The 14,718-nt window shown below is 40.6% G+C and carries 15 protein-coding genes; 5 read left to right on the top strand and 10 right to left on the bottom strand.

Features of this window, described 5'->3' with window-relative positions:
* Positions 1-136: 136 nt before the first annotated feature.
* Both FTT91_RS08210 and FTT91_RS08205 read right to left on the bottom strand, forming a co-directional pair.
* Positions 137-1,510, bottom strand: coding sequence for an AarF/ABC1/UbiB kinase family protein (locus FTT91_RS08210; RefSeq protein WP_004973390.1), 1,374 nt, complete (start codon positions 1,508-1,510; stop codon positions 137-139).
* Positions 1,511-1,653: 143 nt separating this feature from the next.
* Positions 1,654-1,959: a hypothetical protein gene (locus FTT91_RS08205; protein ID WP_154320717.1), complete on the bottom strand. Its 306-nt coding sequence runs from the start codon at positions 1,957-1,959 to the stop codon at positions 1,654-1,656.
* A 230-nt stretch (positions 1,960-2,189) separates the two neighbouring features.
* On the opposite strand from FTT91_RS08205, the gene FTT91_RS08200 reads away from it, so the two are divergent.
* The 3 genes from FTT91_RS08200 to aroC all read left to right on the top strand — a co-directional run bounded on the left by FTT91_RS08200 (position 2,190) and on the right by aroC (position 4,795).
* Positions 2,190-2,570, top strand: coding sequence for a DUF1311 domain-containing protein (locus FTT91_RS08200; protein WP_004973395.1), 381 nt, complete (start codon positions 2,190-2,192; stop codon positions 2,568-2,570).
* Positions 2,571-2,676: 106 nt separating this feature from the next.
* Positions 2,677-3,687, top strand: a complete 1,011-nt coding sequence (gene prmB / locus FTT91_RS08195; protein WP_180169246.1) for a 50S ribosomal protein L3 N(5)-glutamine methyltransferase — start codon at positions 2,677-2,679, stop codon at positions 3,685-3,687.
* A gap of 13 nt (positions 3,688-3,700) precedes the next feature.
* A complete protein-coding gene (gene aroC / locus FTT91_RS08190) occupies positions 3,701-4,795 on the top strand; it encodes a chorismate synthase (RefSeq protein ID WP_004973401.1) in 1,095 nt (364 codons plus the stop codon).
* 251 nt (positions 4,796-5,046) lie between these two features.
* On the opposite strand, the gene FTT91_RS08185 is transcribed toward aroC, so the two are convergent.
* From FTT91_RS08185 to FTT91_RS08150, 8 genes are all read right to left on the bottom strand, one after another.
* Positions 5,047-5,346 carry a cyd operon YbgE family protein gene (locus FTT91_RS08185; protein WP_004973403.1) on the bottom strand — a complete coding sequence of 100 codons (300 nt, stop codon included), beginning with the start codon at positions 5,344-5,346 and terminating at the stop codon, positions 5,047-5,049.
* 4 nt (positions 5,347-5,350) lie between these two features.
* The gene (gene cydX, locus FTT91_RS08180; RefSeq protein ID WP_004860610.1) at positions 5,351-5,452 is read right to left on the bottom strand and encodes a cytochrome bd-I oxidase subunit CydX; all 102 of its coding nucleotides are present in this window, start codon (positions 5,450-5,452) and stop codon (positions 5,351-5,353) included.
* A 24-nt stretch (positions 5,453-5,476) separates the two neighbouring features.
* A complete protein-coding gene (cydB, locus tag FTT91_RS08175) occupies positions 5,477-6,622 on the bottom strand; it encodes a cytochrome d ubiquinol oxidase subunit II (protein WP_004973405.1) in 1,146 nt (381 codons plus the stop codon).
* 2 nt (positions 6,623-6,624) lie between these two features.
* A complete protein-coding gene (locus tag FTT91_RS08170) occupies positions 6,625-8,205 on the bottom strand; it encodes a cytochrome ubiquinol oxidase subunit I (RefSeq protein WP_096900849.1) in 1,581 nt (526 codons plus the stop codon).
* The gene (gene cydP, locus FTT91_RS08165) at positions 8,205-8,396 is read right to left on the bottom strand and encodes a cytochrome oxidase putative small subunit CydP (RefSeq protein ID WP_004973408.1); all 192 of its coding nucleotides are present in this window, start codon (positions 8,394-8,396) and stop codon (positions 8,205-8,207) included. Before cydP ends, FTT91_RS08170 begins: the two co-directional genes overlap by 1 nt.
* Positions 8,397-8,947: 551 nt before the next feature.
* The gene (locus tag FTT91_RS08160; protein WP_004973411.1) at positions 8,948-9,556 is read right to left on the bottom strand and encodes an OB-fold-containig protein; all 609 of its coding nucleotides are present in this window, start codon (positions 9,554-9,556) and stop codon (positions 8,948-8,950) included.
* A gap of 153 nt (positions 9,557-9,709) precedes the next feature.
* Complete coding sequence (locus FTT91_RS08155; RefSeq protein WP_179988655.1) at positions 9,710-10,021, bottom strand: Rieske 2Fe-2S domain-containing protein; 312 nt, start codon at positions 10,019-10,021, stop codon at positions 9,710-9,712.
* A 14-nt stretch (positions 10,022-10,035) separates the two neighbouring features.
* A complete protein-coding gene (locus FTT91_RS08150; protein ID WP_004973415.1) occupies positions 10,036-11,040 on the bottom strand; it encodes an adenosine kinase in 1,005 nt (334 codons plus the stop codon).
* A 139-nt stretch (positions 11,041-11,179) separates the two neighbouring features.
* Here FTT91_RS08150 and FTT91_RS08145 point away from each other — a divergent pair, with 139 nt between their 5' ends.
* On the top strand, positions 11,180-11,629 hold the full coding sequence (locus FTT91_RS08145; protein WP_004973417.1) for a GNAT family N-acetyltransferase: 450 nt from the start codon (positions 11,180-11,182) through the stop codon (positions 11,627-11,629).
* A 149-nt stretch (positions 11,630-11,778) separates the two neighbouring features.
* Positions 11,779-14,718, top strand: coding sequence for an insulinase family protein (locus FTT91_RS08140; protein WP_180169245.1), 2,940 nt, complete (start codon positions 11,779-11,781; stop codon positions 14,716-14,718).

Raw genomic sequence — 14,718 nt, 5'->3', positions numbered from 1 at the left:
TGGATTTTTATAGATTATTAATTTTATAGAAATCTACGCTTTTAAAATAAATTGACCTAAATGACAATTGCATCGAGTGGGCAACAATCATTTAGGTCTATATAACAGCTTTGATCAAAGAAATAAAAGTTGGGACTTAAATAAACTTTTGAATCATTTTGCGGACATTGGTTTTCGCATCAATCACGGTCATAAAGGTGTAGGCACCAATAAATTTACGGCTAATAAACATAAATTCTTTAGGCGGCACACTAAAGTAACGCGAAGCCATCGATTTAGATGCTTGTTGCATGACACGGCTATGCAGCTGACTTTTTTTCCAGTCATAGCGCGATTGTTCATCCATCACGCCTGCAGGTAAATCGCGGTTATTGTCTAAGTGACTAAAGGCTTCGGTTGCCAATAGAAACACTTTTGCCATGTCAGGTTTAATGCTTTCAGGGATGCTGTCAAAAAACTCATAACCCGTCATGGCATTCACCATCATTTGTGGGTCGTGGTAATAACCCGCCTTGATCAAATTACGCGCCACAGTCAGCAAGTGTTGATCAAATTGACGAATAGCACCAAAGTCGAGCAGTACAATTTTATCGTGAATATCTTCACCATTACCTAAGCGAACTAAGTAGTTGCCAAAGTTCGGGTCAGTCTGCATTTCGCCCCATTCAAATACTTCACGCACAGCAATTTCTAAAGAGGCTTCGCCTAATTGGTTACGGCGTTCTTGAGGTAATGAGAGCATGACAGGGCTGTTAATCGGTACGCCACGTTCAAAGGTCATACACAGCACTTGGTCGCTACAGTATTCATCCACAATTTGCGGCACAATGTAGCGCGGATCATCTTTTAAACGGGCAGCAAAACGACGTGTCGTTTCCGCTTCAATTTGATAGTTGACTTCACGATGCATCATTTCACGCACTTCATCAAACCACTGATCAAATTCACGGGTTTGCGGCACCATGCGTGTCAATTTGAGCATATTTCTAAATAGGCTCATGTCTGAGTCAATCGCATCTGCTACGCCTGGATATTGGATTTTTAATACCAACTCCAAACCATCCGACTTGCGGGTCGCGCGGTGAACTTGAGCCAAAGAGGCTGTACCTAATGGCTCATGATCAATGGTGAGATCATCAAGTTTGGCACCTAACTGTGCCTGTAATTGCTGTTTAATTGCAGGCCATGCCAATGCGACAGTCTGGTTATTCAGCGTGTTGAGTGCTTGCGTAATTTCTTCAGGTAAAAAATGTTCGCCGTACAGCGCCATCATTTGCCCAATCTTCACGATAGAGCCTTTGAGTTTGCCAATTTCAGCCACCAAGTAATCGGCTTGTTCTTTCATGGCTTTTTTTCGTTTACGTTCTTTTTCTTCTTCGCTTGAAAACATAGAGGTGGCATTCGAGGCTGCCCATCGTGTTCCTGCAAGTAAAGATGCCTTTGCGATGGATAAGCGTCGATCCATAGAGGAAGTCTTGAGTTGTTTAAGCTTATCGTTCTGATCTGACATTAAAATCAATCCTTAAATCAGCAATACGCAGGAAAATTAGATTGTAACGGATATTAGCGCGTCTTAACGTATTAAAAAAGTTCAACTTGCTGAACGACGAGTTTCCTCGTGAAAAAAGTATGAAAAACGGCTTAAAAGTACTTTTACATCCGATATTGCACTTTGGTTTCGGCTTTTTTCATCAATTGCGCTTTGTTGTCTTGGATAAATTTGAGAATCATCAATTTTACAGAATCGTGTAAAAAACCATGCGCATATCCCTTAACAATAATCACGCTGGGCAAACTAAAAAATAGATATTTGGCATCATCTAATGACGAATTTTCAAAAATGCCGTTTTCAATCAAAATTTGCTGAAAAAATTGTTTTTCAATCAAGACTGCTTCGGAGTGGTTGTCGTTCCAATAGCTTTGGCGCATGGCCATCAAATTATTGTGTTTGTAGCTCATAAGGCTGAAAGTTTCATCTATAAAATGAGTAATTCAATTATTGGGATATTGTCACATTTTTCAATGATTGTTGTGAATTTATCATAGACTGAATCATAAAAAGCAGGGGATTGACTATATGCTTTTTAACCTGAATCTTGTAGCATCAATGCAGCAATTTGGGTTTTGTAAAATTATAAAATATTGAAAATTTACCGCGCTTTAAAAACAGACTGCGCTCAGGGGAAAATATGAAAGTTTGGATATTTACACTATTGGGGATGTTGACTTTGGGTACAGCTCAAGTTTGGGCGAATGGCGTTTCACAAGGCTATACGCAATGTATGAACAATAGTTATGGCAAAATTTCCCAATCGCAAAAATGTATTAAAACTGAGCAAAAAGCACAAACCAAACGACTCAAAAAACACTATAAAGCCTATGTAAAACGCAGCGCAGGCAATGCCAGTAATATTCAACAACAGCATCAACTTTGGGAAAACCGTGTAAAACAACGCTGTTATTTATCGACTCAAAGCGATTTTGCCGCATTACAACGTGCACAATGTGTTTTGCTGCAAACAGCAGAGCGCGCTGATTATTATCAAGGTCAGTTTGTGGGAATCAAATAAGTAAAACCATAGTAAATAAATTACTTGGAAACTGCTTAAACATTATAAAACCGAGCAAAACAAGGTATCATAAGGCGTTTTAAAATTTGACCTTGGAGCGCCTTAAGTGGATCGACCGACAATTAGCCCTGAACATTTGCAGGAAGCTGCTGAAAACCTATCAACCATTCGTGATTTTATTCGCTTTGGGGTTACAGCACTACGTCAATACGATGCACATTTAGGTCAAGGTACAGAAGATTATTTTGCAGAAAGTTCTGCATTGGTGTTGCAAACTTTGTCTTTAGACTGGAATGCAGACGCTGAAATTTTAGATGCTAAATTATTGCCGAGTGAAGCAGCTGAATTTTTAAGCTTGCTCGAACGCCGTATCAATGAAAAAGTACCAACTTCTTACTTATTAAACTTGGCGTATTTCTTCGGAAAACCATTTTATGTTGATGAGCGTGTTTTAATTCCACGTTCACCTATTGCCGAGTTAATTGAAAATCGTTTTGCGCCATATTGCCTAGATGAAGAAGGTCAAATGCGCGAAGCAGATAACAATTTACCAGCCAATACTGCACCTAAAACCCCACAACGTATTTTGGATATGTGTACGGGTTCAGGTTGTATTGCGATTGCTTTGGCTTATGCTTTTCCTGATGCTGAAGTCGATGCAACTGACATTTCAAAAGATGCTTTGGAAGTCGCACAAATTAACTGTGAACATCACAACAAACAGTATCAAGTGGCGTTACTTGAGTCTGATTTATTCGCCAAAATCCCAGCCGAAAATCAGTATGATTTAATCGTATCTAACCCGCCGTATGTTGATGCGGAAGATATGGCAGATTTACCTGAAGAATTCCACCATGAGCCAGAATTGGCATTGGCAGCAGGGCAAGACGGCTTAGATTTAGTCCGTAAGATGTTGGCACAGGCAGCAGATTACTTAACTGAAGATGGTCTGATTGTGATTGAGGTAGGTAATTCTGAATGGGCGATGAAGCAAAACTTCAACACGGTTGATTTGCACTGGTTAAAATTCCAAAAAGGTGGTTCAGGTATTTTTGCATTGACTGCAGCACAATGCCGTCAATATCGCGATTTATTTATTCAATCTGTTCAAGCATAAGGAGTCGTTGGACGTGGCAGGTAATAGTATAGGGCAACTTTTCCGTGTAACGACTTGTGGTGAATCTCATGGCGTAGGTCTGATGGCGATTGTCGATGGCGTGCCACCGGGGATTGAACTGTCTGCAGAAGATTTACAAAAAGATTTGGATCGCCGTAAACCGGGTACGTCTAAGTTTGCGACACAGCGTAAAGAACCCGATGAAGTTGAAATTATTTCAGGTGTCTTTGAAGGTAAAACCACTGGAACTTCAATTGGTTTACTGATTCGTAATACTGACCAAAAATCGAAAGACTACGGTAATATTGCACAGACTTTCCGCCCTGGGCATGCAGATTATACCTATACGCAAAAGTATGGTTTCCGCGATTATCGTGGTGGTGGACGTTCAAGCGCACGTGAAACAGCAATGCGCGTTGCAGCAGGTGCAATTGCAAAAAAATACCTGTTCGAAAAATTTGGAATTGTGATTCGTGGTCACGTCACTCAAATTGGTACAGAAAAAGCTGAAAAGCTAGATTGGAACGAAGTACCAAACAATCCATTTTTCTGTGGCGATGCCGATGCTGTACCACGTTTTGAAGCTTTGGTAACGTCTTTGCGTGAACAGGGTACAAGCTGTGGTGCAAAACTGGAAATTGTGGCTGAAAAAGTTCCTGTGGGTTGGGGGGAACCTGTTTTTGATCGTTTAGATGCCGATATTGCCCATGCCATGATGTCTATCAATGCTGTGAAAGGCGTTGAAATTGGGGATGGTTTTGCCGTAGCAGCGCAGTTTGGGCATGAAACCCGTGACGAACTGACCACTGACGGCTTTTTGGCGAACCATGCAGGCGGTATTTTAGGCGGTATTTCTAGTGGTCAAGATATTCGTGTTGCGATTGCTTTAAAACCAACAGCCAGTATTACTACACCTGGTAAAACCATTAATTTAAACCGTGAAGATACGGATGTACTGACCAAAGGACGCCATGATCCTTGCGTAGGTGTGCGTGCAACGCCAATTGCAGAAGCTATGCTTGCGATTGTATTGATGGATCATTTCATGCGTCATCGTGCGCAGAATGCCGATGTGGTTGCACCGTTTGCACCCATTGAGCCGAAATAACAATATGCTTTAAGCAAGGTGCATAATCATTGCCAAGTGCGAAAATATGTTGTGAAAAAAGCCAAACCGTAGTGTTTGGCTTTTTTCTGCCTGAGTTTTGAGCTTAGTTCTTCTTTTAGATTGTAAGTTTCAAAATTTTATACGCTGTTTTATATGGTGAAGATGCAAGGAATGATCTGCGGCTCCTAAATATTAAGCCAATAAAAAAGAGCGCATATTGCGCTCTTTTCAAGGAATTTATTTACACCTCATTAAAGAAACCAAGTGTAATAACCCCAAATCATCAATGGCCAAGCCACAAATGGGCTAAATAACCATTTCCAAAACCAAAAGCGTGGAATAAAACCAACACCGTGTACAAAGCCACCTGAAATACCAATCATAATAAACATCATGGCACGGTGGCTATATTCACCGTTGGCATCCAGCATTGCTGCTGGATGAAGAAGCAGTACAGCTGCGAGTGGGAATGCCAATAAACATGAAATAACCATCGCAATCTTGTTCGGTTTTTGAACTGTTGTTTCAGCGTTCACTGCAGTGTCTGTCATCTAATTATTCCTCGTCAAGGTCTTGATGAGATTCAATATACAGGGCACTCAAGACACCTGCAAAGCATGCCATCAGAATACCGAGAATCCATGCAAAGTACCACATAATTTATTCTCCTTAGACACAGCCTTAGTAAAGGCTGTGTGAATTCTCTTTAATGTGCTTGTTGGTGATAACGCCCCACATTTTGTAGTAACACCAAGTGGTGTATAGCAAAATAATTGGTACGAAGATACATGCTGCAACAGTCATTACAGTTAATGTATTTTTACTTGATACCGCATCCCACATGGTCAAGCTTGCAACTGGGTTGAGGCTTGATGGCATTAAGAATGGGAACAATGCAAAACCTGCAGTTAAAATCGCACCGATCACCGCTAAAGATGAACCTGTGAAACTTAAACCCGCTTTGTTTTTACCTGCTGCAAGAATAATCAAAATACCGCCCAAGATGCCCATAATTGGTGCAATCATGGTAATAGGGTACGCTGAGTAGTTGTTCATCCAACCTGGGTTTGCATTGGTTAAAACTTCTTTAGCCAATGGGTTTGCTACGCCGTTCGTGTCGTATGGAGTGACTAGGGTATAACCTTCGATACCACCGAAGTATAGCCATGCGCCTGCACCCAAGAAACACACAAGGAACACAATGCCCATGATTTGCGTTGCTTTTGCAGAGCGTGCACGTAAGTCACCATCGGTACGCAGCATTAACCATGCACCACCATGCGCGCAAAGCATAGACAAGCTGACTAAACCACACACTAAAGCGAATGGGTTTAATAATGCAAAGAAGCTGCCTGTATATGTTGAACGTACAGTTTCGTCTAGGGTAAATGGTACGCCAAGGAACATATTACCAAACGCAACACCGAACACTAATGCAGGAACTGCACCACCTACAGCCAAACCCCAGTCCCAAGATGTACGCCATTTGGTGTTTTCAAGTTTTGAGCGGTAGTCAAAACCAACTGGGCGCAGGAATAGGGCAAACAGAACTAAGAGTAGTGCCCAATACATGCCTGAGAATGCTGTTGCATATACCATTGGCCAAGCAGCAAATAACGCGCCACCCGCTGTAATGAACCAAACCTGGTTACCATCCCAGTGCGGTGCAATCGTGTTGATTGCAGCACGGCGTTCTTCGTCATTTTTACCTACAAATGGCATGATCGCCATTGAGCCCATGTCGAAGCCATCGGTGAGGGCAAAGCCAATGAGTAATACACCCACTAACACCCACCAAATGATTTTGAGTAATTCATATTCGATCATGCTTAAGCCTCCTCATTGGCTTTTTTCGCAGCTTCAATTTTCTCGAAGTGGTATTTACCAGTATGAAGCGAGCTTGGGCCTAGACGTGAGAATTTGATCATCAAGTACATTTCAATAATCAGCAAAACGGTATAGAACGCTGCCAATGCAATGATTGAGCCCCATACGTCGCCAGTGCTGAGTGAAGATGCAGACAAGTGTGTTGGAAGTACTTCACCAATTGTCCATGGTTGACGACCAACTTCTGCTACATACCAACCTGTTTGCGCTGCAATCCAAGGTAATGGTAATGAGAATAACGCAAATTTTAATAACCAAGGTTTGCTTTCTGCGTTGCGTTTAGCCACTGCAAAAGTTGCAAGTGCGAATAACAACAGCATTAAGAAACCAGAAGCTACCATGGCACGGAATGCCCAGAACAAACTTGGTACGTGTGGAATAGTATCCGCAGCAGCCATTTTAATTTGTTCGTCAGTCGCATCTACTACGTTTGGCGTGTATTTTTTCAACAATAAACCATAACCCAAATCGGTTTGAGTTTGCTCAAATGCAGCTTTAAGTTCAGGAGATTGGTCGCCCGCACGTAATTGCTCAAGTTGTTGATAAGCAACCATACCGTTACGAATACGAACTTCGTGGTTTGCGATCAGGTCTTTAATACCAGTCACTTCTTCGGTGATAGAACGCGTTGCAATAATCCCCATGACATAAGGAATTTTAACTGCGTAATCTGTCGTTTGCGTTTCTTCGTTTGGAATACCAAATAAAGTGAACGCTGCAGGAGCAGGGTGAGTATCCCATTCTGCTTCAATTGCTGCGAGTTTGGTTTTTTGAACATCACCTAATTCATAACCTGATTCATCACCAAGTAGAATTACAGATAAAGTAGAAGCTAAACCGAAAATTGCTGCAATAGCGAATGAACGACGCGCAAATGGCAAGTCTTGCTTTTTCAATAAGTAATAACTTGAAATCGCTAAAACGAAAATAGCACCCGTTACATAACCTGCAGAAACAGTGTGTACGAATTTAACTTGCGCAACAGGGTTAAAAATTAACGCCCCGAAGTCAACCAATTCCATACGCATGGTTTCGTAGTTAAAGGTAGAACCCACTGGGTTCTGCATCCAGCCGTTGGCAACTAAAATCCAGAGAGCGGACATATTAGAACCAAGCGCAACCAGCCACGTTACACATAAGTGCTGCACTTTGGAGAGGCGATCCCATCCAAAGAAGAATAAACCAATGAAGGTCGATTCTAAGAAGAAGGCCATTAAACCTTCAATTGCGAGTGGTGCACCAAAGATATCACCCACGTAGTGTGAGTAATACGCCCAGTTTGTACCAAACTGGAACTCCATGGTTAAACCAGTGGTTACCCCTAAGGCAAAGTTAATACCGAAGAGTTTTCCCCAGAATTTGGTCATGTCTTTATAAATTTCTTTACCAGAAATCACATACGTGGTTTCCATAATGGCAAGAATAAAAGCCAGACCTAAAGTCAGTGGAACAAAAATAAAGTGATACATCGCGGTCATTGCGAATTGGAACCGCGAGAGATCGACCACGCTTTCAGAAATCATCAACGTGTCTCCTTGATTGAGGAAGGACTGCCAGCAATACGCTCAGCAACTTGTGAATCAAAATTTTGAGGAATAGTTGGGGCATCAAACCAAATATTTTTGATGACCATTAACAGCACGACCTTAATTATTAAAATGACCGTGAGTTCACGAACTACTTTTCTATTTAAATCTTTAGGAACTAAGCTCACTTTTATAAGCCTATTTTTTAAACTGTGTTTTATATTATTAAACAAAAACATACAAAAAAAAATAGCTGCCACAGTTAAAATGAAAATATATTGTTAACTTATTATAAATCAATGGTTTGTTTTTGTGTTTTGCTGATAATAAACGGGAGAAATTAGTATTTTTAAACTTGACAGGAACACTTGTAATTAATAATTCCAAATCTGACTAAAATGCTTATATTTTAAAAAAGCAAATCTGACTAAATTGCTATGAATAAAAAGCAATCTAAAAACCACAATAAATTAGAGATATTATCAGCTAATAATTATTCTCATTCATTAGTTAAAGTTTAATGACGATTCCGCATATTTTTTATTTCCCTACAATGTAGTGGTGCTTTGTCTTTGGCTTAGTCTAGGGTAAACAGCATTTTTTCATAATGATTTTGTGTAAATATTGTTCAGATCACATGAAATGTATCGTTTATAAACAAACAGATTGTGTTGAGTTTGAGTGAAAAATTTTAACTTTCTTAGGTCAGCAAGATTGGTTTTAAATCTTAAAAAATAACTTATTGATTGCTAAATAGGTTATTTGATGCCGAAATTTTTTTGGCAAGATAGTGAGATCTTTTTTTGCGCACAATAATAATTTGAGCTTGAAATTCAAGTTCACCAAATTCAGGTTCAACCTGCACATAATGCAGTTGCCCAAACTCATCACGTACACGTGCTTGTGCAGAAAAACCAGGACGGGCATTACCACTGGAAATTGTGGCTAAACGTCCGAGTAAATCGACTTGGCGCACGCTATATTTGGGCTTAATCACTTGGTCTAAACAGTGAATCATGAAGACTGTAAAAAAGATGGCAATAATAAACGCTGGAATAATAATGTAATAAGCAGGAACGAAATGTTGTTGTTGTGAGTAAATCAAAAACTGTAAAAAATATCCTGCAACACTGAAATTCATCAGTAAAAAAATAAAAATCAGTACCTTAGAAAATTTAACATCTAAAAGTGGTGATTCTGTAATCCGTTGTGAAAATGCACGCTTGAGCAACTGACTTGGACGAAAATTAAAGTAATAACCAATCGTTTCGACAGTGCTGAGTAGCAATAAAACAACTAGGCTGAGGTGAAAGGGCATTAAGTTCAAATCAGATAAAAACTCATGCATGCGCTAAACTCACGTGTTGAAATATTTATAGGTGATGCTATTTAGACACAGATCATTGATCTAGCTCTGCTTAGAGAGCATAGATAAATGATCTAGTTTTGTATAGAGCTAAGATTTGGAACTTTTCGCTTCTTTCTGAAAGTTGCAAAAAAGTTAGTCGTTGATCAAGTAAATCCCACCATCTGAATGAACGCTGATCTCGACTTTTTCAAGTGATTGACCTAAACAAGGGCCAGAAATACATTCACCTGTTTCAACCATAAACAATGCACCATGCGTTGAGCATTCGATATATTCTTGGTCGCGGTCTAAGAACTGGTTTTCTAAAAATTCTAATTCCACTTGTAGGTGTGGGCAGACGTTTTGGTAAGCGTAATACATGCCATCACGTTGGGTGATAAAAATTGTGTCACCATTTGGCGTTTCGTAGGCACGTGCTTCACGCTCAGGAATGTCTTCCATCATACAAATTTTATTCATTATGCAGATTCCTTTTGAATGCTATGCAAAAGTTTAGCGTAATCTTCTACCGCAAGACGAGGGCCGAATTGAGAAACCACTTCACTTGAAATCAGAATGGCAAGTTGAGCTGCAGTTTGGAAACCTAAGCCTGCATTGAGTGCATACAGGAATGAACCTGCAAAGGCATCACCCGCACCGTTGGCATCAACAGCAGTGACTTGACGACCTGGTACAGAAAAAGCGTTGTTGCCATCATAAATTAGGGCACCTTGTGCGCTCAATGTAATGACAATGTATTTGCTTTTTTGTTTTAGTTGTTCTAATGCCGCTTCAGCCGTTTCCGTTCCTGTGTACATCATGGCTTCTTGCTGGTTACAGAAGATCAAATCCACACCATCATCTAGTAACTCATCCAAACCTTCACGCGCATATTGCACCATGGCAGGATCAGATAAAGTCAGTGCAATTTTAACCTGATTGGCTTTGGCAATTTCACGCGCTTGTTTTACCGCAGCACGTGCAGTATCACTAGTAGATAAATAACCTTCGATATAAAGCCATTTTGCTGTTTTAAGTGGCTCAAAATCAATTTGTGTAGCAGAAAGTTCTGCGGTAATGCCCAAGTAAGTGTGCATGGTACGTTCAGAGTCATCACTCACAAGTACCATACAAGTCCCTGTAACGCCTTCACTGACCGATTTGGTTGTGGTGTGAATACCTGCTTCATTTAAGCCTTTGAGGTAAATATCACCCAATTCATCGTTACCAACACGGCAGGCATAGAAGGCTTGACCACCTAAAGCACTAAATGCAACGGTGGTATTTGCGGCAGAACCACCCGAAGCTTGGCCTTTATGTCTTTGTGTTTTAATTAAGTTGTTGTATAAATTTGCTTGTGTTTCACCATCGGTTAATTGCATAGTACCTTTTTGCAAGCTATGTTGAATGAGAAAGTCATCCGAGACTTGAAATTCTTGGTCAATTAATGCATTACCAATTGCAAAAAGGTCAACAGTTGCCATGTCTTTAAATCACAGTCAAAATTAAAAACGCTAAGTTTACACCAATGCTCAGGATTGCTGTAGTTTCATGAATAAAATTCAGCTGAATGAATGTTATTGATGAAAAATAGGGGTTTAGCAGAGTTATCAGGAAGGTTAGATGAACATCGAAATTAAAGAAGCACAAGAGTTACCAACGCAAATTCAGACTTTGGCCAAACATGCTGCTCAAGAAGGCTTTGATTTTGTCCATCGTTTAATTGAAGAATGGGAAAGTGGTAAAAACCGCTTTAATCAGCCTGGTGAGTTTTTATTGTTTGTTTACGATGGTGATCAATTGGTTGCATGTGGTGGCTTAAACCAGCAATGGAATGAGCAAGATATTGAAAGTCGTATTGGACGTGTACGTCGTTTTTATGTTTTGCCAAATTATCGTAAACATGGCGTAGGTAAACAGCTCTTGCAACATTTAGAGAAAAAAGCACGTGCTAATTTTTCGGCGTTGTGTTTAAACACTGATACCAAATCGGCAGCGCATTTTTATCAAAAACAGAATTATGTGTATGTCGAAAATCATCCAAACTATAGTTATTTTAAATACCTGATCTAGTTTTGCTCATGCTACAGCCAGTGCAGCGCAGCATTTTGTTGATACTTTGCAAATTTCAATCAATTTAGTCGGGTTTTCAACGTGAATTATCTAAAGAACTAAAGCTATAATGGCTTTAGTTTTTTATTTGCTTATTTTTAGGAGATCACATGACTGTAGATGTCACTGAAACCATTTCCCAGACTGTACATCCTGCGTTTCAGTTGGTACGTCAACACCATGTTGAAGCCTTAGACATTTTAGTGTCTGAATATAAACATAAAGTTACAGGTGCGGTGCATTATCACTTAGCGACAGAACATGATGAAAATGTATTTTTAGTCGCATTTCGCACTCAGCCGATGGACTCCAAAGGTGAGGCACATATTTTAGAACATACTGCGTTGTGTGGTTCTGAAAAATTCCCTGTCCGTGACCCGTTCTTTTTAATGATTCGTCGTTCATTGAATACTTTTATGAACGCATTTACCGCGGCAGATTGGACAGCTTATCCATTTGCAACACAAAACAAAAAAGATTTCCAAAACCTGCTTGCGGTGTATATGGATGCGGCTTTTGCAGCCAATTTAAATCCTCTCGATTTTGCTCAGGAAGGTATTCGTATTGAGCTGGAAAATGGCGAGCCTGTTTATAAAGGCGTGGTATTTAATGAAATGAAAGGTGCGATGAGTTCGCCATCCGATCAGCTTTATCACCAATTGGCTTATCATTTATTCCCTGAAACAACTTACCACTACAATTCAGGTGGCGACCCGAAAGATATTCCAGATTTAACCTATCAAGAATTGGTAGATTTTTATAAGTCACATTATCACCCAAGTAATGCGGTATTTATGACTTTTGGCAATACGCCTGCATACGATTTACAAGAACAGTTTGAACAGTTGGCTTTGGCGAAATTTGAACAGGGCGAAACGTTGTATTCGAAGCCTGAGCGTCGTTTAGCTGCGCCAGTGGCAGTGACTGAAAGTTATGCAGTCGATGCAGAAGAACTCAAAGATAAAACTTATCATGTTTTGGCGTGGTTATTGCCTGAAGCAAGCGATATTAAATTACGCTTAGGTATGCGTTTGGTTGAAGGTGTTTTACTTGAAAATTCTGCATCACCACTGCGTCATTATTTGGAAACTTGGGCGCATGCACAATCTACAGGGCCATTGACGGGCGTGGATGATTCCAACTTTGAAATGACCTTCTTCTGTGGTGTGCAAGGTTCTAACCCTGAACATGCAGCAGAATTTCAGGCGGGCGTTTTAAAAGTTTTACAAGACGTGGCTGCACAGCCTGTGGATACGGCATTGGTCGATGCAATTTTGCATCAAATTGAATTGCATCAGCGTGAAATTAATGGCGATGGTATGCCATACGGGTTGAGCTTGATTTTAAATGGTTTAAGCAGTGCAATTCACCACAATGACCCAATTCAGGTGTGGGATGTAGATACTGCGATTGAGCAAGTCAAAGAAGAACTTAAAGATCCAATGTGGTTATCACGGCTAATTCAGACGCATTTAATTGATAACCCGCACCGTGTTCAAATGACTTTGGTTCCAGATGCAGAAAAATCGGCCAAAGATGCTGCACTTGAAAAAGCACGTCTGGCTGAGATAGGCGCACAACTCACAGATGAGCAAAAAGCAGAAATCGTCGCGCAAACGGAAGCTTTAAAAGTCCGTCAAGATACGCCAGATGATTTGAATTTATTGCCAAAAGTTGGTTTGGAAGATGTGCCTGCAGCTTTGCATATTGTGCAGGGTGAGTTGCGTGAAATTATCAGTAACCGCATTGATTATCCTTTAAATTTATATCATGCAGGAACCAATGGAATTTACTATCAGCAAGTATTGATTCAAATTCCTGATGAAATTGTTCAATCGCCATATTTTAATTTGCTGTCTATTTTGATGGGCGAAGTGGGTGCAGGTGAATACGACTATTTAGAATTACAACAGCTACAAACCGCAGTCAGCGGTGGTTTGGGCATGGGCGCATCTTTACGCTCTAAAGTCGATGACAAAAATCAGATCAGTGCATGGCTCACTTTAACCACTAAGTCTTTGGTGAATAATCTTGAAGCCATCCGCTTGCTGAAACTGGCATTTGAGCAATTACGTTTTGATGAAAAAGACCGTATTATCGAGCTATTACAACAACGTAAAACCCGTTGGCAGTCGCGTTTGTCGGGTTCGGGGCACAGTTATGCCATGCAAATTGCAGGACGTCATCACAGTGCTTTGGCACAGCGCGATTACAACAACACAGGTTTGGGCGCATTAAATTGGTTGGCAGACTTGGTTGCTAAAATTGAAAAAGATGCAGCGGAATACGAGAAACTGATTGCTGAATTGCAATTGATCCACCATAAATTACTGCAAGCACCTAAACAATTTTTGTTGGTATGTGAAGAACATCAATCTGACCGTTTGGTCGAAGAAGTTCAAGAAGTTTGGGATAAACTTACTGTTGCAGAAAATCCTGCTGCTTTAACTCAAGTTCCTGTAGATGATTCAGCGCAAGATCAAGCATGGTTGATTCAAGCCAATGTGCAATTCTGTGCAGCAGCGTATCCTGCGGTGGAAGTGTCGCATCCTGATGCTGCACCTTTGATGGTATTGGCTGCATATTTGCGCAATGGTTTCTTACACAGCGCAATCCGTGAAAAAGGCGGCGCTTACGGTGGCGGTGCAAGCTACGATGGCAATGCATGTTCATTCCGTTTCTATAGTTATCGTGACCCACGCTTGGCAGAAACTTTTGCAGACTTTGAAGCGAGTATTGATTGGTTATTTAATGCAGAGCAGTTGCCGCATCAACTAGAAGAAGCGATTTTAGGTTTGATTGCCAGCATGGATAAACCGGGTTCGCCTGCAGGTGAAGCGATTACTGCATGTTATGCATTATTGCACGCGCGTACACCCGCATTCCGCACAGTTTTGCGAGAGCGTTTATTGGCGGTTACTTTAGACGATTTAAAACGTGTTGCGGAGCAATATTTGCGTCAGCAGCAAGCATCTAAAGCCGTAGTCGCACCTGTGTCAAAACGTGAAGCATTGCTCGAACTTGGTTTTGAAATTAAACAAGTGAACTGA

This window comes from Acinetobacter sp. YH12021, from assembly GCF_013420145.1.
Taxonomy (GTDB): Bacteria; Pseudomonadota; Gammaproteobacteria; order Pseudomonadales; family Moraxellaceae; genus Acinetobacter; species Acinetobacter towneri.
This window is presented reverse-complemented; position numbering and strand designations above follow the sequence as displayed.

Excerpts from the sequence above, each read along its gene's own strand:
- FTT91_RS08185 (WP_004973403.1), bottom strand. The coding sequence starts at position 5,346 with ATGACAGACACTGCAGTGAACGCTGAAACAACAGTTCAAAAACCGAAC.
- FTT91_RS08170 (WP_096900849.1), bottom strand. The coding sequence starts at position 8,205 with ATGATTTCTGAAAGCGTGGTCGATCTCTCGCGGTTCCAATTCGCAATG.
- FTT91_RS08140 (WP_180169245.1), top strand. The coding sequence starts at position 11,779 with ATGACTGTAGATGTCACTGAAACCATTTCCCAGACTGTACATCCTGCG.
- cydX (WP_004860610.1), bottom strand. The coding sequence starts at position 5,452 with ATGTGGTACTTTGCATGGATTCTCGGTATTCTGATGGCATGCTTTGCA.
- FTT91_RS08200 (WP_004973395.1), top strand. The coding sequence starts at position 2,190 with ATGAAAGTTTGGATATTTACACTATTGGGGATGTTGACTTTGGGTACA.
- cydB (WP_004973405.1), bottom strand. The coding sequence starts at position 6,622 with ATGATCGAATATGAATTACTCAAAATCATTTGGTGGGTGTTAGTGGGT.
- FTT91_RS08150 (WP_004973415.1), bottom strand. The coding sequence starts at position 11,040 with ATGGCAACTGTTGACCTTTTTGCAATTGGTAATGCATTAATTGACCAA.
- FTT91_RS08145 (WP_004973417.1), top strand. The coding sequence starts at position 11,180 with ATGAACATCGAAATTAAAGAAGCACAAGAGTTACCAACGCAAATTCAG.
- FTT91_RS08160 (WP_004973411.1), bottom strand. The coding sequence starts at position 9,556 with ATGCATGAGTTTTTATCTGATTTGAACTTAATGCCCTTTCACCTCAGC.
- FTT91_RS08210 (WP_004973390.1), bottom strand. The coding sequence starts at position 1,510 with ATGTCAGATCAGAACGATAAGCTTAAACAACTCAAGACTTCCTCTATG.
- FTT91_RS08155 (WP_179988655.1), bottom strand. The coding sequence starts at position 10,021 with ATGATGGAAGACATTCCTGAGCGTGAAGCACGTGCCTACGAAACGCCA.
- FTT91_RS08205 (WP_154320717.1), bottom strand. The coding sequence starts at position 1,959 with ATGAGCTACAAACACAATAATTTGATGGCCATGCGCCAAAGCTATTGG.